General features: G+C 46.8%; 20 protein-coding genes. 8 read left to right on the top strand and 12 right to left on the bottom strand.

Annotated features, from left to right (window positions below):
- Positions 1 to 5: 5 nt before the first annotated feature.
- The 7 genes from B5J94_RS01650 to B5J94_RS01620 form a co-directional block, all read right to left on the bottom strand.
- Positions 6 to 1,310, bottom strand: coding sequence for an exonuclease SbcCD subunit D C-terminal domain-containing protein (locus B5J94_RS01650; protein WP_062499066.1), 1,305 nt, complete (start codon positions 1,308 to 1,310; stop codon positions 6 to 8).
- A 117-nt stretch (positions 1,311 to 1,427) separates the two neighbouring features.
- A complete protein-coding gene (locus B5J94_RS01645) occupies positions 1,428 to 1,757 on the bottom strand; it encodes a YbeD family protein (RefSeq protein WP_062499067.1) in 330 nt (109 codons plus the stop codon).
- A gap of 104 nt (positions 1,758 to 1,861) precedes the next feature.
- The gene (rpoD, locus tag B5J94_RS01640; RefSeq protein ID WP_062499068.1) at positions 1,862 to 3,715 is read right to left on the bottom strand and encodes an RNA polymerase sigma factor RpoD; all 1,854 of its coding nucleotides are present in this window, start codon (positions 3,713 to 3,715) and stop codon (positions 1,862 to 1,864) included.
- Positions 3,716 to 4,204: 489 nt separating this feature from the next.
- Positions 4,205 to 4,960: a tRNA(His) guanylyltransferase Thg1 family protein gene (locus B5J94_RS01635; protein WP_062499069.1), complete on the bottom strand. Its 756-nt coding sequence runs from the start codon at positions 4,958 to 4,960 to the stop codon at positions 4,205 to 4,207.
- Complete coding sequence (locus B5J94_RS01630) at positions 4,942 to 5,394, bottom strand: ATP-binding protein (RefSeq protein ID WP_062499070.1); 453 nt, start codon at positions 5,392 to 5,394, stop codon at positions 4,942 to 4,944. The genes B5J94_RS01635 and B5J94_RS01630 overlap by 19 nt, the downstream gene beginning before the upstream one ends.
- Complete coding sequence (locus B5J94_RS01625) at positions 5,394 to 6,179, bottom strand: hypothetical protein (protein ID WP_062499071.1); 786 nt, start codon at positions 6,177 to 6,179, stop codon at positions 5,394 to 5,396. The genes B5J94_RS01630 and B5J94_RS01625 overlap by 1 nt, the downstream gene beginning before the upstream one ends.
- 325 nt (positions 6,180 to 6,504) lie before the next feature.
- Positions 6,505 to 7,665, bottom strand: coding sequence for an MFS transporter (locus B5J94_RS01620; protein ID WP_062499073.1), 1,161 nt, complete (start codon positions 7,663 to 7,665; stop codon positions 6,505 to 6,507).
- A 396-nt stretch (positions 7,666 to 8,061) separates the two neighbouring features.
- Here B5J94_RS01620 and B5J94_RS01615 point away from each other — a divergent pair, with 396 nt between their 5' ends.
- The 3 genes from B5J94_RS01615 (at position 8,062) to B5J94_RS01605 (ending at position 11,736) form a co-directional block, all read left to right on the top strand.
- A complete protein-coding gene (locus tag B5J94_RS01615) occupies positions 8,062 to 8,955 on the top strand; it encodes a LysR family transcriptional regulator (protein ID WP_062499093.1) in 894 nt (297 codons plus the stop codon).
- Between the two features lie 339 nt (positions 8,956 to 9,294).
- On the top strand, positions 9,295 to 10,239 hold the full coding sequence (locus B5J94_RS01610; RefSeq protein ID WP_062499094.1) for a factor H binding protein domain-containing protein: 945 nt from the start codon (positions 9,295 to 9,297) through the stop codon (positions 10,237 to 10,239).
- A gap of 72 nt (positions 10,240 to 10,311) precedes the next feature.
- The gene (locus tag B5J94_RS01605; protein ID WP_062499095.1) at positions 10,312 to 11,736 is read left to right on the top strand and encodes a surface lipoprotein assembly modifier; all 1,425 of its coding nucleotides are present in this window, start codon (positions 10,312 to 10,314) and stop codon (positions 11,734 to 11,736) included.
- A 276-nt stretch (positions 11,737 to 12,012) separates the two neighbouring features.
- Here B5J94_RS01605 and accC read toward each other — a convergent pair whose 3' ends face one another.
- Positions 12,013 to 13,362, bottom strand: a complete 1,350-nt coding sequence (gene accC, locus B5J94_RS01595) for an acetyl-CoA carboxylase biotin carboxylase subunit (protein WP_062499096.1) — start codon at positions 13,360 to 13,362, stop codon at positions 12,013 to 12,015.
- Positions 13,363 to 13,372: 10 nt separating this feature from the next.
- The gene (gene accB / locus B5J94_RS01590; protein ID WP_062499101.1) at positions 13,373 to 13,798 is read right to left on the bottom strand and encodes an acetyl-CoA carboxylase biotin carboxyl carrier protein; all 426 of its coding nucleotides are present in this window, start codon (positions 13,796 to 13,798) and stop codon (positions 13,373 to 13,375) included.
- A 441-nt stretch (positions 13,799 to 14,239) separates the two neighbouring features.
- Here accB and B5J94_RS01580 point away from each other — a divergent pair, with 441 nt between their 5' ends.
- Positions 14,240 to 14,575: a hypothetical protein gene (locus B5J94_RS01580; RefSeq protein ID WP_062499098.1), complete on the top strand. Its 336-nt coding sequence runs from the start codon at positions 14,240 to 14,242 to the stop codon at positions 14,573 to 14,575.
- 45 nt (positions 14,576 to 14,620) lie between these two features.
- Positions 14,621 to 15,064 carry a hypothetical protein gene (locus B5J94_RS01575; protein ID WP_062499099.1) on the top strand — a complete coding sequence of 148 codons (444 nt, stop codon included), beginning with the start codon at positions 14,621 to 14,623 and terminating at the stop codon, positions 15,062 to 15,064.
- Positions 15,065 to 15,332: 268 nt separating this feature from the next.
- Here B5J94_RS01575 and B5J94_RS01570 read toward each other — a convergent pair whose 3' ends face one another.
- The 3 genes from B5J94_RS01570 to xseA form a co-directional block, all read right to left on the bottom strand.
- Positions 15,333 to 15,944: an LOG family protein gene (locus tag B5J94_RS01570; protein WP_062499100.1), complete on the bottom strand. Its 612-nt coding sequence runs from the start codon at positions 15,942 to 15,944 to the stop codon at positions 15,333 to 15,335.
- 328 nt (positions 15,945 to 16,272) lie between these two features.
- A complete protein-coding gene (locus B5J94_RS01565; protein WP_062499102.1) occupies positions 16,273 to 17,214 on the bottom strand; it encodes a DMT family transporter in 942 nt (313 codons plus the stop codon).
- 51 nt (positions 17,215 to 17,265) lie between these two features.
- Entirely contained in the window at positions 17,266 to 18,771 is a 1,506-nt protein-coding gene (xseA, locus tag B5J94_RS01560) for an exodeoxyribonuclease VII large subunit (RefSeq protein ID WP_158081027.1), read from the bottom strand.
- Positions 18,772 to 18,977: 206 nt separating this feature from the next.
- On the opposite strand from xseA, the gene B5J94_RS01555 reads away from it, so the two are divergent.
- The 3 genes from B5J94_RS01555 to B5J94_RS01545 all read left to right on the top strand — a co-directional run bounded on the left by B5J94_RS01555 (position 18,978) and on the right by B5J94_RS01545 (position 23,826).
- Complete coding sequence (locus B5J94_RS01555) at positions 18,978 to 19,763, top strand: Nif3-like dinuclear metal center hexameric protein (protein ID WP_062499104.1); 786 nt, start codon at positions 18,978 to 18,980, stop codon at positions 19,761 to 19,763.
- 177 nt (positions 19,764 to 19,940) lie between these two features.
- Positions 19,941 to 22,841, top strand: coding sequence for a phosphoenolpyruvate--protein phosphotransferase (gene ptsP / locus B5J94_RS01550; protein WP_062499105.1), 2,901 nt, complete (start codon positions 19,941 to 19,943; stop codon positions 22,839 to 22,841).
- 1 nt (position 22,842) lies between these two features.
- Entirely contained in the window at positions 22,843 to 23,826 is a 984-nt protein-coding gene (locus tag B5J94_RS01545; protein WP_062499106.1) for a 1-phosphofructokinase family hexose kinase, read from the top strand.
- Position 23,827 lies beyond the last annotated feature (1 nt).

Genomic DNA, 23,827 nt, shown 5'->3' with positions numbered 1-23,827 from the left:
CGCCGTCAGTCCGCCTGCACGTCCTGCTCATGAATGGCTTGGATGATGTGCTGATAGGCGACTTTTAGCTCATCTTTTTCATCATCACTCACCGCTCGTCTATCTAAGAGTCGCTCAAACACGTCCATGGTTGTGAGTTGTTTTAGGTTTTCGCCATGATGGGTGCTTTGTAAGACGTGCCTGCGTTGGGTGTTGTTTTGGATGTTTAGGGGTAGGACGTTGGTGTCTGTCAAAAAGGCTTTGATGTCCTTGGCAAAATTCGGCTCTAACGCCTGCCCGTCATAGATAATCTCGGCATAGATGGTCTGGTTTTCGGCGATTAGGGGGCGTAAGGCGTGCTTAATGCTGTCGGTGTCGCCTTGTAGTCTCACCAGTTTGGTAAAGACAGGTACGGTCAAGGCATGAATGTGGGGGGTGTTCTCTGTGGCGGGGTCAAAATCAACAATCAAGACCTGCTTATCCTTACCAATCTCGCCAAACCCCATGGCAATGGGCGAGCCACAGTAGCGAATGCGGTCTTGCCCTGCGACCGTTTGTGAGGCATGGATGTGTCCTAGGGCGACATAGTTGATGTCATCGGCAAAAATGCTGGCAGGCAGTTGCCCGAGCGTGCCGACAAAGGTCTCTTTTCGCATGCCGTCATCATCCGATGACACGCTCGCCCCTGCACTAAACAGATGACCAGTGGCAATGATGGGGATGGGGGGCTGATTTGGGCTTGCTTGGTATTCATCTCGCAAGGCGATGGCATGGTCGGCAAGGCTTTGGTAATGCTTGGCAATGCCTTGGGCGGTCTCGGTGTCTCGCTGTCCTGTCAGCTCAAAACTACCGCCCGTCCTGACGTCTTTGTCACGCAGATAAGGCACGGCAAGGACGATGGCACGCACGATGTCTAAATTGTCTTTTAAATTGTCTTTTAATAGCAGTATTTCATCATGGATGTCAGCGGTGGCTTGTCCGACGACTTGGACGTTGAGTGTTTTTAAAATGGCTTTGGGGGCGTCCAAAAAGGTGGGGCTGTCGTGGTTGCCTGCGGTGATGATGACGTGTTGACAGGGGCTTTTGGCGACTTTGCCCAAAAATTCATAATACAGCTCTTGGGCTTTGTTACTGGGGGTAGCGGTGTCAAAGATGTCGCCTGCTACGATGAGTGCGTCCACGTCATGGGTGCTGATGGCGGTGTGTAGCCAGTCTAAAAAGGCTTCAAATTCATCATATCGGGTGTGGTTAAACAGGCGTTTGCCGATGTGCCAGTCGGATGTGTGTAAAATGCGTAGGGTGGTTGGGGGCTTGGGGGGTATGGTGTGCATGGTGGTTATTTAGATGAGTAAGATAAGAGTAAATGAGATAAATAGGCTGTGGTGTTTTAAAGTTTATAAAAAAAGACCAACTCTTGCAAGTGGTCTTTGGTAAACGTATGTAAAGCATTAGACAGCGGTCTTGACTGTTTTGGCTTTATCAAGGGCGGTGTATAGGCGATTGACTTCATCGGCAGATGTTAGGTGTAGATTGACTCGTAGGGCGTGAAATCGTCCTGTCTTGGATGGGCGAACGACCATGCTGGCGGTGTCAAAATCAGGGAAAATCTCTGCCAAAATAAGCGTGACTTCATGGCGTAGGCTGTCATGCTCGCCTTCATGCCCGATGATACTCATGGGGTAGTCCATGGGGAATTGCCACAGCTCGGGGTTTTGGATTTCGGTGCGTTTGGCGTTCACGGTAGGAGCGATGTTTAGATTGGTGAGTTTGGTGGTCATGATAATAATAAATAGATGAATTTAGGAATAAATGGGGGTATCGGTCGCTTTTTTCAAGCGTAAAAATAACCACACTGTGGTGGTTGTTTTGGGTGTTTTAAAAATCAATCATTTTCCAAGAACGAACGCAAATGCTCGGAGCGAGATGGGTGGCGAAGTTTTCTAAGTGCCTTGGCTTCGATTTGGCGGATACGCTCACGAGTAACATCGAACTGCTTGCCTACTTCTTCTAAGGTATGGTCAGACGCCATGTCAATACCAAACCGCATTTTGAGTACTTTGGCTTCACGTTCGGTTAGGTTGTCTAGCACTTCTCGGGTGGCTTCACGCAGACCTTCGGCAGTGGCACTCTCAACAGGGCTTGAAATGGTGCTGTCTTCGATAAAGTCGCCTAGGTGGCTGTCTTCATCATCGCCGATGGGGGTTTCCATGGAAATCGGCTCTTTGGCGATTTTTAGGACTTTACGCACTTTGGCTTCGTCCATGTCAAGACGTTCGCCCAACTCTTCGGGGGTGGGTTCACGCCCCATTTCTTGGAGTAGCTGACGGCTGACACGATTGATTTTGTTAATCGTCTCAATCATGTGTACAGGGATACGAATGGTGCGTGCTTGGTCGGCGATGGAGCGAGTGATGGCTTGACGAATCCACCACGTGGCATAGGTTGAGAACTTATAACCACGGCGGTATTCAAATTTATCTACCGCTTTCATGAGACCGATGTTGCCTTCTTGGATAAGGTCAAGGAACTGTAAGCCACGGTTGGTGTATTTTTTGGCGATGGAGATAACCAGACGTAAGTTGGCTTCGACCATGTCTTTTTTGGCACGACGAGCTTTGGCTTCCCCGATTGCCATTTGGCGAGCCACGGCTTTCATGTCTTTGATGTTCATTTGCAGGTTTTCTTCGTGTGCCAAGATTTTCTTTTGCAAGGCAATAACATCAGGCATGACCGCTTCTAAGGTGCCAGCGAAGGCGGGCTTGCCATCAATACGGTGAGCCAGCCAGTCAATGTTGGTTTCGTTACTGGGGAAGGTTTTTTTGAACTCATCAAGGGGCATTTTGCCTTTACGAATAACCAGTCGCATGATTTGTCGTTCGGTGGCACGCACGTCTTCATAGACTTCACGCATGAGTGCCATGATTTGGTCAGATAGGCGGTTGTTGAGTTTGATGAGCATAAAGCGAGTGGCAAGCTCATCATAGGCAGATTTGGCTTTTTCGCTGTTACGTCCATGCTTTTCAAGCATTTTTTTGGCATTGTCAAACAGGCTTTGAATCTCATCAAAGCGGGCTTTGACTTCTTCGGGGTCAAGACTGCTGTCATCGCTGTCAGCGTCCATGCTCATGCCGTTGTCATCTTCTTCTTCGGTATCGCTGTCATCATCGGCTTCACTGATTTTTAGGTCAATCTCTGTGTCGTTCTCTTGGATTTCAAAATCGCTGTCATCTAGGGATAAAAAGCCTGTGACCACATCAGAGATTTTTTTCTCGCCCGTTTGTACTTGTGCGTACTCATCAAGGACAAACTTGACCGTGCCAGGCCAGTACGCCATGATGTACTGCACTTCTCGGGTGCCTTCTTCGATACGTTTGGCGATACTAATCTCGCCATCTCGAGAAAGCAAATCTACTGTCCCCATCTCACGCATGTACATACGCACAGGGTCGGTGGTACGCCCCGGTTCGGTCTCAACGCTGGCTAACACCGCCGCCGCTTCATCGGCTGCCATGTCGTCATCGCTGCCTGAGTTTGCCAAAATGATGTCATCTTCATCAGGGGCGACTTCATAAATGGCAATGCCCACGTCCGTCAGTATGGCGATGATGTCTTCTACTTGGTCGCTTTCGGTGACAGATTCGGGCAGTTGGTCGTTAATCTCGGCATAGGTCAGATAGCCTTGTTCTTTGCCAAGCTGAATAAGGGCGGCTAATTGGGAAGTAGAATGTTCGCTCATGGGTTCTCGCTCATGCCTAAAAGTGATTGAAACGGTCAATTATAACACAGTTGGGTGCTAAATGGGGGTTGGGCTTGATTTTTTAAAGGGGTATAAAAAGGGATGTGATAAATTTTAAAGGACATGCTCCAATTTTAGCTACTTTTGCCTTACCATGGGGCAAATTGTCGTTTGTCCCGATAAATCAGTTTAAAGGTAGAATTGATGAATAATCCTATTTAAAATGCATTGTTTTGTTTCAATCTCAACTTAAATCTCAATTTAAAGTTATAACTTATTGATTTTTCAATGATTGTTTTTGGGTTGTTGGGATAAATCACATCTGCTCTTGATATAGGATAAAATTTTAAAACCCCATTCTCAACTTCACATGAGTGATTGATTTATCAAGGGCGAATTACAATTCGTCCCTACAACCCGAAAAATAATTATCAAATAATCAATGAGTCGCCATTTTAAGTTGAGAATGAAGTGTTTTAAAGATTAAAATCAGCCAAGCATGCCCCCAATCATCTCACGATACTCATCATAAATGGGTAGATTGTCATCAACGACCAAGGTTCTGCGTAAGGCGACTGTCTGCTCGCCTGTTTTGGGATTAAAGCCATCTTTGTGAGTATCTTGCCAATATATCCCCACACCACGCTTTTGCCAAGGCGGTATGTCATTAAAATTAATGCCGTTTTGAAATAACAGTTCGTGCTTTTCGCCCACTGATTTGTGTAATAAAAAATCAGCACTTGCCTTTGGTGATTGTCCTTGTTTTCTAAGTAGCCAGTAGCAATGTGTGTTTAAGGCGTTTCTGTGAGCGTCTTCTTGTCGCCAGCTAAAATAATCCTGCACCAATGCTTTATTTGGCAATTCACAAATGCGAGCGTCAAAACTGGCAGGGGCGTTCATGATAAGGCTAAACACTCCGCTTGCTTCACCTGCCAGTAGTGAGATGATTTTGCGAGTTTTGCGATTAAAACTGTCGTCATCGATGTGTAGTAGCAAAGAAATCTCATCGCTTTGGGTGTAGCCATAGACCACACGAAAGCCAGTATTCATGAGATGTTCGGTGGTTTTGGTCATGGCGTGATGAAAGGTGTCATCAAAGGGGCGGTTGAGTCGCCAAACATCGTCCGCCTTTTTGGTAAAGCCCCGACCGTCTAGTCGCACCACCATGTGAACATCTGGCAAAACAAAACTGTCATGTAAGGTTTCGTATTGGCGTAACCTTGTGTCTAATTCGTCAAATCGCATACATACTCCTGTACTTCAAAGTCGCCACTGATATTTTTTACCACAAAAATCTCATCAAAACCTTCATCAAAGTCAGGGTGGGTCAGCACTTTGGCAACTGATTTTAGTCCTACTTCGGGGATTTTGGCTTTGCCGTGTCGTTGGTTGTTATTGGCAAGTGCCACATCAAACGGCACATCAAAATAATAGGCGATGACCTTAAAATGATGAACCTTTGCCAAACGGATATAATCCGCTCGGACATCTCTGGTCGGATTGGTTTTGTCTATCACGGTTGGGGTTTTGCTGTCTAGGCACGCCCTAAACAGCAGTTTTTCACGGTGGGCGGTTTTGAGCATATCGCCATTTAAGCGTATGTGCGTATCAACAAACCGCTCTTTATAGAATGTACTTTTGCCCGCTCCTTGCAAGCCAATAAACATAATGAGTTCCATTAGACTTCTTTGTCATCCGCCTGATTGGGATTGTCTTTTTCGGTGATGATGGGGCTGTTTGGGTCGCCTAGGCTTAATATGTCGCCAAAGTTGGGCTGTACTTTTAGTACCAGTTGCTCTTTTTTGACGATGGCGTGATTGACCTGAGCTTTTTTTAAGTAGCCTTTGATGTCATCAGGGAGCCAACGTCCGATTTCTAGGTAGATGACGTTGCCCTTGTATTCAATAAAGGGCTTGCCTTTGAGTTTGGGCGATAGCGACAACAAAAAGGGCAGGGGGTCTTTTCTAAGTAGGGTGCGATAGGCAGGCACGGCAAACTTGATGGCAGGGGTTTTCCACCATGATTTGCTGTGCAAGGTGATGATGTCGGTGTTGGAGATTTGTTCAAAGGCAAACCGCTGAACATGACGGTCAAGACGGGCTTCGGTGAGTTTAAAGTTGCTGGCAACGGACAAGTGCATATCTAACACGTCCGCCGTGCAGTAAAGCCTTAAAAAGCCGTCAAACAGTTCAAGGTGCAAATCTAGCACCATGCCTACATTTTGTACCACAAACTGATTTAGGGCATCATTAATCTGCTCTTGACTGCCAGTTACATAAATCTCATCAACCAAATCGCCTGCGGTTGTGGTGTAGCTGTGTTTGATGTTGGTTAGGGCGTTTTGAATGCTGGTGGTGATGTTGTCAAACAAATTTTCGTTTTCAAAGGCGAACCCTGTTTGCTCAAATCCTGCTGGCTCGTCAGAAAAATCCGCCTGCGTGCGACTGTCGTAAGTGTTGTTCATAAATGCTAAAAAATAAAAGGAAAAAATAAACGCCCTACTATTGTAGCAAAAATTCGGTAAAGATGGGTAGATTTATGTGCAAATTGGGTAAATTGTCATCTACCCTGTGTCAGATGATGATTTTTTGGGGGGTGTAATTTTTTATATGCCTTTACTTCATTCTCAACTTAAAACACTAACGCATTGATTGTTCAATAATTATTTTGGCATTGTAGGGGTGAATCACATTCGCCCTTGATAAATCAATCGTTTATATAAAGTTGAGAATAGGGCATGCCTTTATTTAAAAGCTCTTAATTGAATAATGCCCATTATCATCTTATCATCACGCCTTTTTCATAAGCCCGATTACCACGCCCAACGCCAGCAGTTGCACGCCAAAGATGGTCAGCACGGCATAGAGCCATCCACCATGAGCATAGGCGATGGCACAGACCCATGCCCCGACACTGCCCCCACCATAGTAGCCCATGTAGTACAGTCCTGACGCCAACGAACGCCCTTCTTTGACGTGGCTTGCGATGTAGCTGATGGTCGCCGACTGCGTGATAAATACCCCTGATGACATGATGGTCAAGCCGATGATGATGAGTGCTAGGGGGGCGGATAAAGTGATGAACAGTCCTGTGATGGAGCAGATGACGGCAAAGATGATGGTATTGGTCATGCCAAAGCGAGCGATGATTTTGGCGGACAAGGGGGTGATGACCATGCCGATAAGATACAGGGCGAAGATGTTAGCCAGATGAGACGCTGACAGCCGATAAGGGGCATCGGCTAAGTGTAAGTTGATAAAGGTAAAACAGCCCACCAAGCTAAACAGCACACAGCCACCGAGCAGGCAGGCACTCATGACATGGCGGTTTTTGGTGTGGGACAAGAGCAGGCGTAGGGCGTCTTGGAAGTTTTGGCTTTTTTTAAAATGTTGTGATTTGGGCAGGCTTTTTAGTACCCACACCGCCCCCACCAAGGTCAGCCCCGCCATGACCCCATAGCCCCACCGCCAACCTATCCATTCGTGCAAATGCCCTGCAAAGAACCGTCCGCTAAATCCGCCCAGCACCGTGCCTGCCACATACAGGCTCATCATGCCAGCGATGTTGTCACCGTACTCTTCGCCAATGTAGGCAATGAGTACCACCGTGATACCGGGGACGGCAAGCCCCTGCAAAAACCGCCAAAACGTCAGCCCGTCCACCGACCCTGCCATGCCGACCATAAAAGTAGGAATGGCGAGTATGAGTAATGAGCCGATGATAAACCGCCGTCGCCCAAAGGCATCCGAGAGCATGCCCATAAAAGGCGACATCAGGGCAATCGCCATGACTGTTGCTCCGACCGCCAGCCCCACTTGCACTTCGCTCGCCTGCAAGTCCTGCATGAGTACCGGCAAAATCGCCTGCACCGAATAGACCTGTAAAAAGGCAAAAAAGCCAATCATGGCAATGGTGAATTTCTGGGTAAAAGTGGGGTTGTGGGCGGTCATGACATCATCAAAGATAGTAGGTAACATAGGGCGTGCCTACCATTGATAACATTTTATAAAATAAGGTAAAAACTTAACATTTTAAATCAATTTTTTGCATGAAAAATGGCTAAATCTGGTTTTTCTACGTCAAAATCCNNTTTTCTCATTTTTCATTGCAAATACCAATGTTCAATACGCCCTAATATTGTATCACAATTTGTCAGGGGTGGGAGTGATGTCAATGATTTATCAAAAAACTCATCCAAACCGATGTCTATCATCATTTTGTCTTATTTATTTTTTAAAAAACATAACCAAAAGTAAATAAAGTTATTACCAATCCCCAAAAATTTGATATAATATTGCACTGACAACTTTGTCATAATACGATAATCATTTACGCAGGAGTGCGACATGAATACCACCAATTTATCCACGTTCATCACTGTCATGCAAACTGGCAGTATCTCAGGTGCTGCCGAGAAACTGTTTATTACCCAACCTGCCGTCTCTAAGCGGATTAAGAGCTTAGAAGATGAGTTTGGTACGGCACTGTTTGACACCATCGGGCGTGGCATTATCCCTACGGCATCGGCTCATGAGCTACTGCCCTACGCCAAAAAATGGCTTGAAGACTATGAGATTTGTAAAGCCAGTCTGCTCTACTCAAAGGAAGTGGCGACAGGGCGATTGGTCATCGGTACAAGTCACCATATTGGACTGCACCACCTGCCCCCTGTCTTAAAGCAGTTTATTCAAACCTATCCGTCTGTTCAGCTAGAAGTGCAGTTCATGGACAGCGAGACGGCACACAAGGCGGTGCTAGAAGGCGATGTGGCATTGGCATTTTTGACCTTACCCCCAACCTTTGACAGACGGCTTGCTTATCATACGCTGTGGTCTGACCCCTTGTATTTTGTGGCAGGCGTGCTAAGTCCATTGGCTCAAAAGTCCAATGTCAGCCTACTGCAATTGGCTCGCCACCCCGCCATTTTGCCTGCGGCGAATACTTTTACCAGTCAAATCACGCTGTCGGAATTTAACAAGCACAATCTGCGTCCCTTTGCCACCATGAGTACCAATCCGTTAGAATCCATTCGTATGCTTGTGTCGGTGGGACTGGGCTGGTCGGTTTTGCCTGAGACACTCATTAATCAAGATTTGGTAAAGATTGATTTAAAAGAAAACATCGAATTACAGCGACATTTGGGACTGGTTATTAACCCCAATCTTACCCGCTCCTCAGGCACAGACGCATTTTTGCAGATGCTGGGCGTGGAGGAGATTGTGGGTGGCAATGGTGTGTGAGCATCAAGCGTGTTTTTATGGTTTATATTGTAATATTATAGAAATATAAAATTACAAAAACTATACAAAATAACGCTAAAAAAAAACAATATATTGACAATATTTCTATTTTGTTAGAAAATAGGGTTAATTAGTAGCATTAATACACATTTTGGTGATAATGTTTATTAATTGCCCTTTTTTGTTAATTTATTCGTTCGTGTGGTGTTGTTTCGTGCTGAGATTTTTGAGGTTTTTTGTTGATTCCAAACTTGTTAAGGGGCAACAAAAACCGATAAATCAACAGTGATTTTGAGTGGTTTTTTAAAAACAACACCACCATTTTTTTAAGGATTTGCCATGAAAATCAAACACATCGCCTTAACTTCGCTTGCCCTAGCGGTAGCTACATTGATGACAGCTTGTAATGATGGTCATTATCAAGTGAAAAAACCAACCGAGTTGGTAAAACCGACCACCACCACGCCAAGCAACCCAACTAACCCAAGCAATCCAAGCAATCCAAGCAATCCAAGCAATCCAACGCCACAACCTACCTGGGATAATACCGTCAGCTATGGCTCACTCAAAGCAGGGGCAGAGGCGGATGCGGTGGCATATGTGAGAAGTGAGCTGGGCGTAGCTCCTACGAACATGAGTTATTCTTTAACCATTGATGGTAAACCTCAAACGAGCGACATCAACCTAGGTCAATATGACAAAGGACACAGCACGCATAAAATTACCGAAACGGTAACAGGGACAGTGGCGGGTGAGCGTGGCTCTATCACCAGAAATTCCAAGGCTTATATTTTCCAGCAGGATTATTCGTTGGTGGCAGGCATTCATAATGTGGACATGGTTGCCAACGGTCAAAGAGAGGAGATTGATGAGGTGCATTTTGCCATCAAAGGCGATCCCACCAAAAATCTACCAACAACAGGCACATTTAATTACGCAGGCACTGGCATGGTCGCCACTTCGGCTGGCATGAGTCAAGGTAAGTTTAGCTATGATGTGGATTTTGTAGAAAAAACAGGCAGTGGTAGCATTAGTGGTTTGAGCAATTCTAGTGATATTGAACTGACCAAAGGAAGTATTGAGCTAATCACTCACACAAGTGAGCTGGGCGATACGATGACCATGCAGGGTGTGAACGCCATTGCGATGAATGATAAGAATATTGGTGGTTATACGCTGGGATTTTTTGGACCTAACGCTGAGGAAGTGGTGGGCAAGGTTGAGTTATTAAAAAATAGTTCTTATGAGGGAGCAAAAGGTATTTTTGGCGGTAAAAAACAATAATTCATAGTTCTATATGACACAAAAAGCCGTGAGAGTACGGCTTTTTGTGTGTTTATTTACAAGGAAAAATAAATGAAAAAATTAGGTTTGACTGCCGTTGCTCTCATGGGTGTTCCTGCGATGGCTGATGTCGTGGCGTATGGCAGTTTGGCAGAAGTTCGGCACATTGCCATGCCATTAGAAAAACCCCCTGACATCACACCGATACAAAAGGCAGGCTCTGAGATTAACATGGGTAAAGTAGGTACGCTAAACCTAGGTGATGGGCTGACAGGGCAGATTAATCGGGCGATTGTGGCAAAAGATTGGCAATCGCTTGATGGGCTGCTACACACCTATCAATCATCAGCAGAATATGACCCCATACTATACCAATATGCACTGGGGGCATGGCATCGCTCACAATTTAATCATCATCGGGCGATAGCAGTGTATCGGCAAATGCTGGCGGACAATCCTGATTTTCATTATGTCCGTTTTGACCTTGCGCTCATGCTCTTTGAAGATAAGCGGTATGATGAAGCCAAATCAGAGCTGATGGCAGTTAAGCCTTTGCTAAATGCTGACATGCAGGCATTGACCGAACGTTATCTTGACCAAATTGATAAACGCAATAAAGCGAACACAAGTTTTAATGTCAATTATGAAAAAACCGATAACGTCAATAACGCCTCACCTGCCACCCAAGTCAGATGGCAAGGCAAGACATGGAAAAAAACCGCTGAGAGTCTGCCCCAAAAAGCCACAGGGGTGCGATATGGCTTTGACATCGCCAAAGACAAACAGCTTAGAGCCAATCACTACCTAACCGCCAATGCAGGCATTGATGGGGTGCATTATTGGAATAAGCCTGAATATGATGAACAAACCGCCACGCTTGGGCTGGGATATAAGCACCAAAACGTGCGTGGTAATGTTAGCGTTGTGCCATTTTTAAATCATACATGGCTTGATGATAAGCCTTATCAATATGAAACAGGCATCAAGGCAAACATCAATCGCCGTATCAGCTCAAAACTTCATGTGGGGGCAGGCGTGCAATACGCCAAACGATACTATGATGAGAAGCGACTGGCAGAGCGTTATGACAGTGATGTCCGTCGTGTGAGTGCCAGTTATCGCTACGTATTAACGCCGAGCTTGATGGTTTTTGGTGGGGTGGACATTACCGATGATGACACTAAGGATAAAGAGGTTGCGTCTGTGCGTCATGGCATAAATTTGGGTGTGCTAAGTGAGATGGATAATGGCATGGGCGGACGTGTGTCGGTGCGTTATGCCAAACGAAAATTTGACGCGCCCGAACAGCTGCTTTATGGTTTTGTCCGTCAAGATGATGAATATTATCTACAAACAGCACTGTGGTATGATAATTGGCAATACAAAGGCTTTGTACCAAATCTTAATATTAACTACCGCAAGATAGACAGTAACATGGCGGATTTGTATTCTCGTGATGGTGTGCAGTCATTTGTCAGTGTTGAGAAAAAGTTCTAGGGGTGTGGTTAAATAAGTAAGTAGGGCGTGCCTGCCTTTTATAACACTATTTACAATATAGAAATATTTTAGAAATAAACCAATCGTTTTTGCATGAAAAATGGCTAAATCTTGTGGCTCGAAGTCAAAAGCTCGTTTGATAGAACGACCATCAAACTTCGCTTTTTCCTTGAAAAACGTGCGATTTTTCGTGATTTTCATTGCAAATATAAAAGGCAGGCACGCCCTAGTTTTATTCATAAAACAAAAGGCTGTGGCATATTCACAGCCTTTTGGTCATTTACAATCATTCTTTAACAAATGATTTTCCAGATAATGAATGTTTTGAGCATCTTCGGTAAAGGCTTCATCTTGTAATATCACATCACGGTGCAAAGTGGCGTTGGTTTTAATGCCTTCGATGATGAGTTCGTCTAGGGCGTGTCGCATTTTTTGTACGACCTGCTTGCGAGTTTGGGCATGACAGATGAGCTTACCAATCATTGAATCATAGTAGCTGGGAATACTGTATCCTTGATACAAATGACTGTCAAAACGCACGCCAGCACCACTGGGGGCGAATAGATTATCAATGCGACCAGGGCAGGGCATAAAGGTTTTGGGGTCTTCGGCATTGATGCGACACTCCATGGCATGCCCACGAATGGTAATCTCATCTTGATGGTAAGACAGACCATAACCTGCGGCGATTTTAAGCTGTTCAACAATGATATCAATGCCAGTAATCATCTCGGTAACAGGGTGTTCAACCTGTACACGAGTATTCATCTCAATAAAGAAAAACTGCTCGTTTTCATACAAAAATTCAAATGTTCCTGCCCCACGATAGCCAATTTGTTCGCACGCACGCACGCACGCATCCAAAATTGGCTGTTTGATGTCATCAGCAATGCCAGGGGCAGGGGCTTCTTCTAGCACCTTTTGGTGACGGCGTTGTAGTGAGCAGTCACGGTCAAACAGGTGTAGGGCGTTGCCATTGCCGTCGCCTAGGACTTGGACTTCTACGTGGCGTGGGTTTTTCAAAAACCGCTCCATATAGACCGTATCATCGCCAAAGGCGTTTTTGGCTTCGGTTTTGGCGGCTTGGACTTGATTGATAAGCTCTTCAAAACGTTCAACCACACGCATGCCACGACCACCCCCCCCAGCTGCTGCCTTGATGATGAGTGGAAAGCCAATGGCACGAGCCTGCTCTTCGGCATTGTGTAGGGTGATGGTGCCTTGTGAGCCAGGAACGGTTGGTACACCTGCTTTTTTCATGGCGTTGATGGCAGAGACCTTGTTACCCATCAGGCGGATGTGGTCAGGGTGGGGGCCTACAAAAGTCAGCCCTGCTTCTTCGACCTGCTCGGCAAAGTCGGCATTCTCGGACAAAAAGCCATAACCAGGGTGAATGGCATCCGCCCCTGTTATCTCGGCAGCAGTCAAGATGGCAGGGATGGACAGATAGCTTTGGGTGGATGGGGCATCGCCAATGCAGACTGCTTCATCACAAAACCGCAGGTGCATCAAATCCTTGTCCGCCGATGAATACACGCCCACCGTCTGTATACCAAGCTGTTTGCACGCACGCACGATACGCAGGGCAATCTCGCCACGGTTGGCAATCAATAACTTCTTAATCATAACTCACCCGTTAGGCTTTGTAGCGAATGACTGGTTGCCCAAACTGCACCACGTCAGCGTTAGATACCAAAATCTCTTCAATGATACCGCTTTGGGTGGCTTCTAGGGGGTTCATGATTTTCATGGCTTCGATGATACCAAGCTGGTCGCCTGCTTCTACTTTTTGTCCGACTTTGACAAAGGGTGGGTCGTTTGGGCTGGGGGCGGAGTAAAATACCCCGACCATGGGCGATGTCTCAACCTTGCCGCTCGGAGTTTTTGGCGTGGGGGCGGTTGGTGCGGTACTGGCAGGAGCGGACATTTGGGGCATGGCAACGGTTTGCACCGCCACGTTACGGGTCAGATGAACATAGCTGTCATCGTTGCCCAGTTCTAGGTTTGCCAAATCTTTCTCTTCCATGAGTTCAATCAGCTCACGAATCTGAGCGATGTCAATGGTGGCATTCGTTGCCGTCTGTGTTTTTGTGGATTGGGAAGTTGGTTTTTGGGTGTTTTTTAGAATGCCCATGCCGTCACCTTATAAAATGTAAAAGTTTATTGTAACAAATTTTTTCAAAATCGCCTAGTGGCAATCATCGGCGTTATTGTTAAAATCGGTAACGCCAAAATTTGTGTTATCATCAGGTGCATAGTGTACATGCGTACGGATATTTTGCAAGTATTTTTTGCAATTTTGGGTAAATTTTTTACAAAAATGGGGTAAATTGGGCAAAACAATGATTAAAAATGAGTAATTTTTAATCATTTTTGATGTCTGGGTCATCAATAAATGTCCTTTAAAATCGTCTTTATAAACTGGGTTGGGCTTGTTGCCAAGACTGGGGTGTAGTAAAATTGATTTTAATTGGCAATGATTGTGTTTTGACTGGGGTGTTTTATGAAATTATTTTTTAAAATAGGTGTTGTGTTTACTGCCGTTATTTTATCTGCTTGTGGTGGTATAAATGAGCAAGTGCGACAACATGATGACTATTTACCAAATGATAATGGGGTTAAAAAGGCTTATGATGGATTATATGCAAATTTATCCAATAGCCTAAAAGTTGCCTTAGAAGATAATCAAAAAAAGTGGCAACAAGACACTTTTAAAAACTGCACTAAAAATCCACAAACACAAAAGCAGTGCCAAGCAACTGCCAATCATCATCGCTTGTCGGTATTGACCCATCATCAAAGACATCTTGCTAATTTATTAAACTTCCTGCAAAACTAGTTTTCCGCTCGCCCTGAGCTTGTCGAAGGATGGCGGAAAACCGTTATGGTTCGACAAGCTCACCACGAACGGTTTTCTTTAATCTGGGGTTTTGCAGGAATTCTATTAAACAAAGAATTAAACGGTTTGGAAAAAACTGATGGCAAATACGTTGGTGCTTTTGATGCTTATTGTATGTGCGGTGCCGTTTTTCCTTTTATCGATACAAAAAATAACACAATCATTTGGAAAGACTTTTGTACTAACGTTATTGAAAAACACTCCATTGATAACGTGCTTTTGTCAGATGATGGCATAAGTTTTATCATGACAAATAAAAGTGGCTCCAACTATGAGCTGATGGTTAAATATCATCAAAATGGGCTATATAAAGTCATGATGAATGGCGATTATGATTTAAATCAAACGGTATACATCCCAACTTACCTTGCAAATAAAAAACTTTATCCTGTTGATGCGGATTTGATTTGTGGGGATTTTGATGGGTGATAAATAAGAAAGTTTTTGCACCCAAGAAATTTTAAAATTACCACAAACGCAATGATGTTTGGATGTGGGGGCGTGCTGTGCGTGCCTATAAAAATAGCAATATTAAAGGACATGTGCGGAGCCGATTCTTACAGACTCATGACAAATATCAAGTTCGTTGGGTGTAACCCCAATATGATTGTTAAAAATGAGAAGGATAAAATATTTTACCCTTATATATCAAATTGCAAAAACCATCCAACCAACCACCCCTGTGTTTGGCATAACATTAAGAAACAATCTCATCAAGCCATGCCGGTCTAACCCATTTGGGGGCGTCGATGAATTTAAAATTTGCCATTTTGTGCAGTAGCTCTTCGCTGTTGTCGGCGATGCACAAAAGCTGTAAATTCTCTTTGGGCATAAACCCACTCTCGGCAGTCTTGGCGAGCATGTTAAGTAGCGGGTCAAAGAAATGAGCGACATTTAATAAGCTGATGGGTTTGCGGATGAGATTAAGCTGAGTGATGGACAGCACTTCAAACAGTTCTTCATACGTCCCCAAACCGCCTGCCATGACGATAAAGCCGTCCGCCAGTTCGATGAGCTTGGTTTTGCGAGTGACCATGTCGGGGGTTTCGATGAGTTCGGTCAGTCCCAGATGGGCGACTTCTTTTTGTTTTAAAAAGGTGGGAATCACGCCAATGACTTCTCCGCCATGCGATAACGTGCTGTCGGCAAGCGTTCCCATGAGTCCGACATTGCCCCCACCATAGACAAGGCGGATGTTATGATGGGCAAGGCGTTCGCCTAGGATTTGGGCGTGATGATAATAATCGGGAATCTCACCAAAGTTAGAACCACAATAGACGGTGATGTTATTTAGCTTGATGGCAGACATAAAAACTCGCTATATTTTACTTATTTATAAAGGTAATTTGTGGGTGTTGTTACAAAAAAATTTAAATGACATTTATCAAAAGTCATTAATGTACACCCGAGAAACTTTAAAATTACCACAAACACAATGAAGTTTGGGTGTAGGGGCGTGCTGTGCACGCCTATAAAAATTGGCATGTTATCAAAGGACGTGCGGAGCCAGTCCCTACAAAGCCTGTGGTAAATATTAAGTTTGTTGGGTGTATAATGCCATTTTGTCAAAACAATAAACACCCTAATTTAACAAAACTTTGATAAAAAATCAATGATGGCTTGGGTGGTATGGTGTGTCAAGATGATTTGAACAAACGACTTTTTAGCGCGCCCACATAACGCCATGGCTGTACCGTGCCAAGCCCCATGCCGATGAGCCCTAGCACCATGACGCTGTTTAGGGGTTCGCCCAAGAGTGGCACGGCAAGTAAGGCTGAGATAAACGGGGCAAGACTGGCAAGTCCGCCAGCGAAAAACGCCCCAAGTCGCTCAACCGCCAGCGAATACGTCATCGTGGCAAATATCATCACCATGACGCTATGAAACGCCCCTTGGATGATGGCATGCGACAAAGCAACGCCACCAAAGCCCAAACCGCCCACACCCAGATACAGTAGCACGCCATAGATGGGCAGGTAGAGTATCGCTGACCAGATGGCGGTGCTACACATGACTTGCCATGGGCTAAATCCCCATTCTTTTAGCATGATACCATAACCTGCCCAACAGCAGGCACAGATGACGAACAGTATATCGCCCACGCCAAAGGACAAGCCCTTGATGAGCATGAGAGCGGTCATGAGCATGAGTGTGATGATGATAAGGATGAGTGCGATTTTGGTGTCGTGGTCGGGGCGTTTTTTGAGCAGTAGGAGCATGAGCAGGGCGGTGGCGACAGGTATCATGCCATTTAAAAACACCGCCCCATGCACCACAGGGGCGAGCAAAAAAGCACTGTACACAAGCGAGCTATAACCGACCCCACCAAACAGTGCTAAGATGACGGCTTTGGGTTGCCACAAAAACGCCATGTTTCGCCGATAGATGAGTATGGGCAAAAGTAGCCCTGCCGACACGCCAAAACGCACGGCGATGATGTCCCACGCTGATATGCCCCAACTGGCATTTAGGCGAGCGAGCAAGCTAAAACTGCCCCACACGAGCATGGTCAGCACGATACAGACATAGCCTTGGGCGGTGGGCGAGAGCTGACAAAACAGCTGGCGTAAATGAGTCATGAACACTACCAAGCGATGGATGGGTGGGCAGATGGGCGATACAAAAACCGCCTATTTTACCACAGCCTTGATACGCCCGTCATGAAATTCGATGTCAATCTCGCCTTGTCTGATGGTGTTTGATGAGCCAATGACATGCCCGTCTTGATGGATGAGTGCGTAGCCTTTGGTTAGGGTGCGGGCAGGGTGTTGTACCAAAATCATGCTTTGTAAGTGGCGAGTCTCATCACGCAAGGCGGATAAGCGGGGCAGTAGTGCTTTGTGCCGAGATAGAGTGTGGACGGTGGTTTGGCGAGCGTGTTTGATGTGTTCGTGAGCGGTTTTGTGCTGACGGGTGAGCAGGTCGCTGATGGCAGATGAGAGCGTGTGGGTGCGGTATTTGGCATGACTGCTTAGCGTGCTTAATAAAAAGTCTCTGTCTTTTTTGGCAAGTTTTAGGGTTTGGCTTGCCCCGTGATGGACGCTTTTCATGGCAAGATGGCTTTGCTCTTTGGCGTGGTGCAGGCGAGTGCGACTGATGTCGTTGATGGTGGTCATGGCACCTTTGGCAAGGGCGACCATTGTGACCAGATGGTTTTCGATGGCTAGGATGACCTTAGATGGCGTATCAAAGCGAGTGTATGCCACTTCATCGAGTAGCACCTTATCACGCTCATGCCCGATACCGACCCACACAGGCATGGGCGATTCGGCAACCAATGCCGACAGCTCATAGTCATTAAGATACGCCAAATCGCCCACCGCTCCGCCCCCACGGATGATGACGAGCAGGTCGGCATGATGGGCGTGACTGGCATAAAACTCACCGATGGCGTGCGTGATGGCTGTCCTTATCTCGCTTGGGGCGTGATTGCCCTGAAAGGTGGCGTGATGATAATAGAACTGGCACGCCCCCGTCTGTGCCAATCTGTCCGCTTCGGCACGAAAATCACCCAGTCCTGCCGCCTGCTCGGGGGCGATGACGATGACGTGACGGATGTCAAAGGAGGTGGGTAGGGCTTTATTTAGGGCGGTCAGTCCTTCATCATGTAGGCGTTTTAGCATGGCGTTATAAGCCTGAGCCAATGCCCCGAGCGTGTAAGTGGGGTCAATGTCGCTTATATTAATACTAAACCCGTACTGCGGATGAAAACTTGCCGAACCTTTTATCAGCACCGCCAGTCCTGCCGAGAGCGGTTTGCCTGTCTCGCGGGTGAATTTGCCGACAACCGCATTTGCCCGATATCGCCATAACGTCGCCCGAGTACTGGCGATGATATTGCCGTTATCGTCTTTTTCGGCAAGTTCAAAATAATAATGCCCACCCTTGGTATTGACCGCTCGCAGTTCTGCTTGTATCCACACTTCATGGTCAAAGGTGTCGCTGATGACCAGTTTTACCGCTTCTAGGTAGCTACTTAGTGATAACTGCACCCCTGCCAATGTCGGCTCATCGGATACGCCATTCATCTCATCGGCGATGGCTTGATGTAGGGCGTTGATGTCGGCACTGTCTTGGGTTTGTGCTAGCCTGTCTAGGTTTTGGTCTAGGGCGGTCAAAATGGCTTTGTGGTTCATGGTGGCTGTTTTAAAGTAAAAAGGTAAAAAGTAAAAAGGCATTTAAAGGGCAAAATAACACCGAGATTGTAACAGATTTTTGATGATTTATGAATGCTGATGGTGGTAAAGGGGTAGGTTTTAATTTAAAATTGCCAAAATGCCATAAATAACGTAACATAGCAAAAACTTTGAACAAATCTAAATGAGCAACACAAAGGCACACCATGAGCAAAACTATGAGCAAAAACACCCCAATCACCCCGACCGAACTGACCGCCATTTGCGATGAATATTTACAAGCAAGCGAGTTTAACGACTATTGCCCCAACGGCTTGCAAGTCGATGCCGATACGCCCATTAGCAGGGTCATCACAGGCGTAACCGCTTGCCAAGCCTTGATAGATAAGGCGATAGAGCATAACGCCCAAGCGATATTGGTACATCATGGCTATTTTTGGAAAGGCGAGCCTGCCCCATTGGTCGGCATGAAAGGCAAACGCATTCGCACCCTGCTCCAACACAACATTTCACTCATCGCCTATCATCTGCCCCTTGATGCTCACCCTGTCATCGGCAATAATGCAGTGCTTGCCGATGAGCTTGGCTTGACCATAACAGGGGCGTTATATCCCCATGAAAAACACCCTGTGGGTAACATCGCCACTTGTCTGCCCACGACATCTGCCGATTTTGCCAAAAAAATCGAACAAGTGTTGGGGCGTACACCCCTGCACATTAGCGATGACCCTAACCGCACCCTAACCAAAATCGCCCTATGCACAGGTGGTGCCCAAGACATGATAACCCAAGCTCACATCATGGGCTGTCAGGCATTTATCTCAGGAGAAGCGTCCGAGCGTACCACACATTTGGCACGAGAGCTGGGCGTGGATTATTTTGGGGCGGGTCATCACGCAACCGAGCGGGGCGGTATCAAGGCATTGGGCGAGCATTTGGCGGACGTGCTTGGGCTTGATGTGGTTTTTGTGGATATTGATAATCCTGTTTAAAGGGGTGTTTTCAGTCATATTTTAAAAATTCATTTGCAAAAGTAACTCATTTCGCTTGTCTTTTTGGTATTATTTTTTAAAAAATAATGGTAAAATTAGCCGATTTTTGTTTGTATTGTAAATTTTAAAGTTTATTAAACAATATTTTAAATTATCCTTTATCTTATAAGGAAATCTATGTTAAATCTCACCGCCACAGACGTGCGTATGAATGTACAGGCTACCAATAAAGACGAAGCCTTATCCCTGCTTGCCAAGATATTGAGCGAAGATGGGCTGGCAACTGCCGATTATTTTGCGGGGCTACAAGCCCGTGAAGCACAGACCAGCACCTATCTGGGGCAGGGGATTGCCATTCCGCATGGCACGCCAGAATCACGCTCTTGTGTGCAACAAACAGGGGTGCGGCTGGTGCATTTTGCCGATGGTGTGGTGTGGAATGACGATGGTGAGCGAGCGTATTTGTTGGTGGGGATTTGTGCCAAATCTGATGAGCATTTGTCTATTTTAAGGCAACTGACTCGCACCCTTGGCGATGATGTGGCAGATGACATCAAAAACGCTAAGACACCAGAGCAAATCATCACAATCATTAATGGCGATAAGGCACACGGCAAAACCAGCTTTGTGGTGCATGAGAATTTATTAAAAACCGAAGTAGTAGCCAACGATATCGATGAGCTGTATGGCGTGGCGGTCAATGTATTAAAAAATCAAGGCAAGATAACAGGGGTGGTTGGCATTCGTCCTGCCTTTGTGCAACTGTCATCACATTTGGGCTGTGTAACCTTAGAGCATGATGAGTTGGTTGCCGAGCCTGCCCTAGCGTTGGTGGTTGCCAAAAAAGCCCTAGCATGGCAGGATAAGACGGTGCAAGCGTTGGCGGTAATTGCTGACAATCGCCACACCGATAAGCAGGCATTGGCAGGGGTGTACGATGTTTTGTTAAATGATGAATTTAATGCCAAGCTGACTGCCCTTAGCGTGGGCGAGCTTGCCGAGTGGCTTGGTGCCGAGCGTGCCGTGCATTGGCAGTCGGCAAGTGTGGTACTGCTTAACGCTCATGGGTTGCACGCACGTCCTGCTACTGCCTTATCCGAGCTTGCCAAAGGAGCAACAGGCGAGCTAAAAGTAGCGGTGGATAATGGGGCATACGTCTCCGCCAAGAGCTTAACCAAACTGCTCTCACTGGGGGCGACACGAGGGCAGAGCCTAACATTCATCGCTGAGCCAAATACCGATGCGACCGAGTATTTACCTAAACTTATCCAAGCGGTGCAAGACGGACTGGGCGAAGAAGTAACACCGATAAGTCATAGCCAAGCAAGCAACCAAAAAAGTGGCAAAGAAAATCATGAACCCGCCCCTGTGCTTGACTTGACCGGCAACACCGTCATCACCAAAGGCGAACGCACACACGCCACGTCAGCGTCAGCGGGACTGGCTCATGGCGAAGCATTTGTGGTGCGTCAAGTGCGGTTTGATTATCCTGTCCAAGGGGTCGATAAGGCGAGCGAGTGGGCGAGCTTGCAACAGGCGATTGGGGCGGTCAAAGATGAGCTAAAAGTCATTGTTCAGACTGCCAAAAAAGCGTCCATTGCTCAGATTTTTACCGCTCATGTGGCTCTGCTTGATGATGAAGAAGTGACGCACGGGGCAAAAGATGGCATTGATGATGGGTTATCGGCGGCGGCGGCGTGGCATGCTCACATTGAACAGCTTGCCAAAACCCAAGCCAGTCTTGCCAATCGTCTGCTTGCCGAGCGAGCGGCGGATTTGCGAGATGTGGGACAAAAGGTGCTTGCCAAGCTGACAGGTCAAGTAGTCGCAACCGAGCCTGATGAGCCGTATGTGCTTATCAAAGAAGATCTGCTACCGTCTGATGTGGCACGCCTAGACCCTGCACGAGTGGCAGGCATTCTCACGGCAGTGGGCGGTGCCAGTTCGCACAGTGCCATCGTCGCCCGAGCGTTGGGCATTCCTGCGATTGTGGGGGCAGGCAAGGGCGTGCTTGACATTAATGATGGCGAGCAGGTGCTAATAGATGGCGGTCAAGGCTGGTTTGTGGTGGCACCAACCGATGAGATGGTGGCGGTCGCCAAAGCCGAGCAAGCAAGCTGGGCGGAGCGTAAACGCCTAGCCAGTGAGACCGCCCTAAACCCTGCCATTACCCAAGATGGTCATCAAGTGGAGATTGCCGTCAATCTAGGCAATGTCCACGACACCAAGATGGCGGTAGAGAATGGGGCAGAAGCGGTGGGACTACTGCGTACTGAGCTTGTGTTCATGAGTCATCAGAGCGTGCCTGACATTGACACGCAGGTGGCGGATTATACACAAGTGTTTGATGCCTTAGATGGTCGTCCGCTTGTGGTGCGTACCTTAGATGTCGGTGGTGATAAGCCCTTGCCGTATCTACCCATGCCGTTTGAAGACAACCCATTTTTGGGGGTGCGTGGCATTCGCTTAACCCTAAGACAACCTGCTTTATTAGAAAATCAGCTCATCGCCTTGATTAAAGCGTCCAAGGGGCGTGATTTGCGTATCATGTTTCCCATGATAGGCAGATTAGAAGAATGGCATGATGCCAAAGCCATACTAGATAAAGTACTGACCGACCACCCCCATGACAAGCTCCAAGTGGGTATGATGATAGAAGTGCCAAGTGCGGCGGTCATGGCGGATGTGTTTGCCAGTGAAGTGGACTTTTTTAGCATTGGCACCAACGACCTGACTCAGTATGCCCTTGCCATTGACCGTGGTCATGCCACGCTCTCAAAGGATGCGGACGGTTTACACCCAAGCGTGCTAAGACTTATCCAAAACACCGTTGCCAACGCCCACGCTCACGGCAAATGGGTGGGTGTGTGTGGCGAGCTGGCAGGCGATGAGCGAGCCATACCGATACTGGTGGGGCTAGGTGTGGATGAGCTGTCCATGTCGACAGGCAGTATCGCCCTGACCAAGGCGGTGGTGCGTGAGCTTAACTTTACCGATTGCCAATACCTTGCCAAAAAAGCCCTAGCCTGCACCAGTGCTGGCGAAGTGCGTGCCTTAACCACTGCTAAGGAATCCTAAGATGACACAAGTACTCTGCATTACCCTAAACCCTGCCATTGACCTAACCGTCAGTCTGGACGAATTAAAACTAGGAGCGGTCAATCGTGCCGTATCTAGCCAAATGGACGCCGCAGGTAAGGGGCTAAATGGGGCTCAGATTTTGGCGGATTTAGGTGTGGATGCCATTGCCACAGGGTTCTTAGGTGGCGATAATGACGGCATTTTTAATCGGCTTTTTGGCGAGCGTGAAGCACTCAATCACAGCGAAAATTTGGGTCAAGTGGCGGATAACTTTGTGCGTGTGGCAGGCATTACTCGCACCAACATTAAGCTTACTGATGATTATTATGGCATTGGGCGTACCACAGATGTCAACGGACAGGGCTTTGTGGTTACCGAGACCGACAAACTGCACTTTTTTGAGCAGGTGGCACAGCTTGCCCCTACCTGTGATGCGGTGCTGATTGCTGGCAGTTTGGCGACTGGTTTTGGTTTGTCGGATTTTGACCATTTGCTCACGGTTTTGACCGACATTCATGATAAAGTGGCGGTTGATGTCAGCGGCGAAACCCTAAAAATCGCCATGCGATATCCGCTATGGCTCATCAAGCCCAACACCGATGAGCTGACCGAAGTCTTTGGCGTGCCTGTTGAGAGCCTAGATGAGCAGGTGGCACTTTTTGATGAGATTCACAGTGATATTGAGCATATTTTTGTGTCTATGGGCGAGCAGGGCGTGCATTGGCTAAGACGACAGGGCAACACTCGTGAGCTGTACCGTGCCGTTCCGCCAACCATGAAAATCAAAAGCACGGTCGGAGCAGGCGATACCTTTGTGGCAGGCATGATTTTTGGGTTATTAGTCAATGACGAGCCACAGACAGCGTTGGTGCGTGCCACCGCATTATCAGCTCATGCGGTCTCTATCATTGGCTTTAAAGTGCCAGAGCAGGACGTGCTAAAAGACTTAATCGGACAGGTGTCTGTGGAAAAATTGGCTTAAT

It is taken from the genome of Moraxella lacunata (assembly GCF_002027545.1).
In the GTDB taxonomy this organism is placed as follows: Bacteria; Pseudomonadota; Gammaproteobacteria; order Pseudomonadales; family Moraxellaceae; genus Moraxella; species Moraxella lacunata.
The sequence above is the reverse complement of the archived record's forward strand: the minus strand, read 5'-3'. Positions and strand labels throughout refer to the sequence as shown.

Coding starts and splice junctions, on each gene's coding strand:
- B5J94_RS01650 (WP_062499066.1), bottom strand. CDS start 1,310: ATGCACACCATACCCCCCAAGCCCCCAACCACCCTACGCATTTTACAC.
- B5J94_RS01645 (WP_062499067.1), bottom strand. CDS start 1,757: ATGACCACCAAACTCACCAATCTAAACATCGCTCCTACCGTGAACGCC.
- rpoD (WP_062499068.1), bottom strand. CDS start 3,715: ATGAGCGAACATTCTACTTCCCAATTAGCCGCCCTTATTCAGCTTGGC.
- B5J94_RS01635 (WP_062499069.1), bottom strand. CDS start 4,960: ATGCGATTTGACGAATTAGACACAAGGTTACGCCAATACGAAACCTTA.
- B5J94_RS01630 (WP_062499070.1), bottom strand. CDS start 5,394: ATGGAACTCATTATGTTTATTGGCTTGCAAGGAGCGGGCAAAAGTACA.
- B5J94_RS01625 (WP_062499071.1), bottom strand. CDS start 6,179: ATGAACAACACTTACGACAGTCGCACGCAGGCGGATTTTTCTGACGAG.
- B5J94_RS01620 (WP_062499073.1), bottom strand. CDS start 7,665: ATGACCGCCCACAACCCCACTTTTACCCAGAAATTCACCATTGCCATG.
- B5J94_RS01615 (WP_062499093.1), top strand. CDS start 8,062: ATGAATACCACCAATTTATCCACGTTCATCACTGTCATGCAAACTGGC.
- B5J94_RS01610 (WP_062499094.1), top strand. CDS start 9,295: ATGAAAATCAAACACATCGCCTTAACTTCGCTTGCCCTAGCGGTAGCT.
- B5J94_RS01605 (WP_062499095.1), top strand. CDS start 10,312: ATGAAAAAATTAGGTTTGACTGCCGTTGCTCTCATGGGTGTTCCTGCG.
- accC (WP_062499096.1), bottom strand. CDS start 13,362: ATGATTAAGAAGTTATTGATTGCCAACCGTGGCGAGATTGCCCTGCGT.
- B5J94_RS01580 (WP_062499098.1), top strand. CDS start 14,240: ATGAAATTATTTTTTAAAATAGGTGTTGTGTTTACTGCCGTTATTTTA.
- B5J94_RS01575 (WP_062499099.1), top strand. CDS start 14,621: ATGGTTCGACAAGCTCACCACGAACGGTTTTCTTTAATCTGGGGTTTT.
- B5J94_RS01570 (WP_062499100.1), bottom strand. CDS start 15,944: ATGTCTGCCATCAAGCTAAATAACATCACCGTCTATTGTGGTTCTAAC.
- B5J94_RS01565 (WP_062499102.1), bottom strand. CDS start 17,214: ATGACTCATTTACGCCAGCTGTTTTGTCAGCTCTCGCCCACCGCCCAA.
- xseA (WP_158081027.1), bottom strand. CDS start 18,771: ATGAACCACAAAGCCATTTTGACCGCCCTAGACCAAAACCTAGACAGG.
- B5J94_RS01555 (WP_062499104.1), top strand. CDS start 18,978: ATGAGCAAAACTATGAGCAAAAACACCCCAATCACCCCGACCGAACTG.
- ptsP (WP_062499105.1), top strand. CDS start 19,941: ATGTTAAATCTCACCGCCACAGACGTGCGTATGAATGTACAGGCTACC.
- B5J94_RS01545 (WP_062499106.1), top strand. CDS start 22,843: ATGACACAAGTACTCTGCATTACCCTAAACCCTGCCATTGACCTAACC.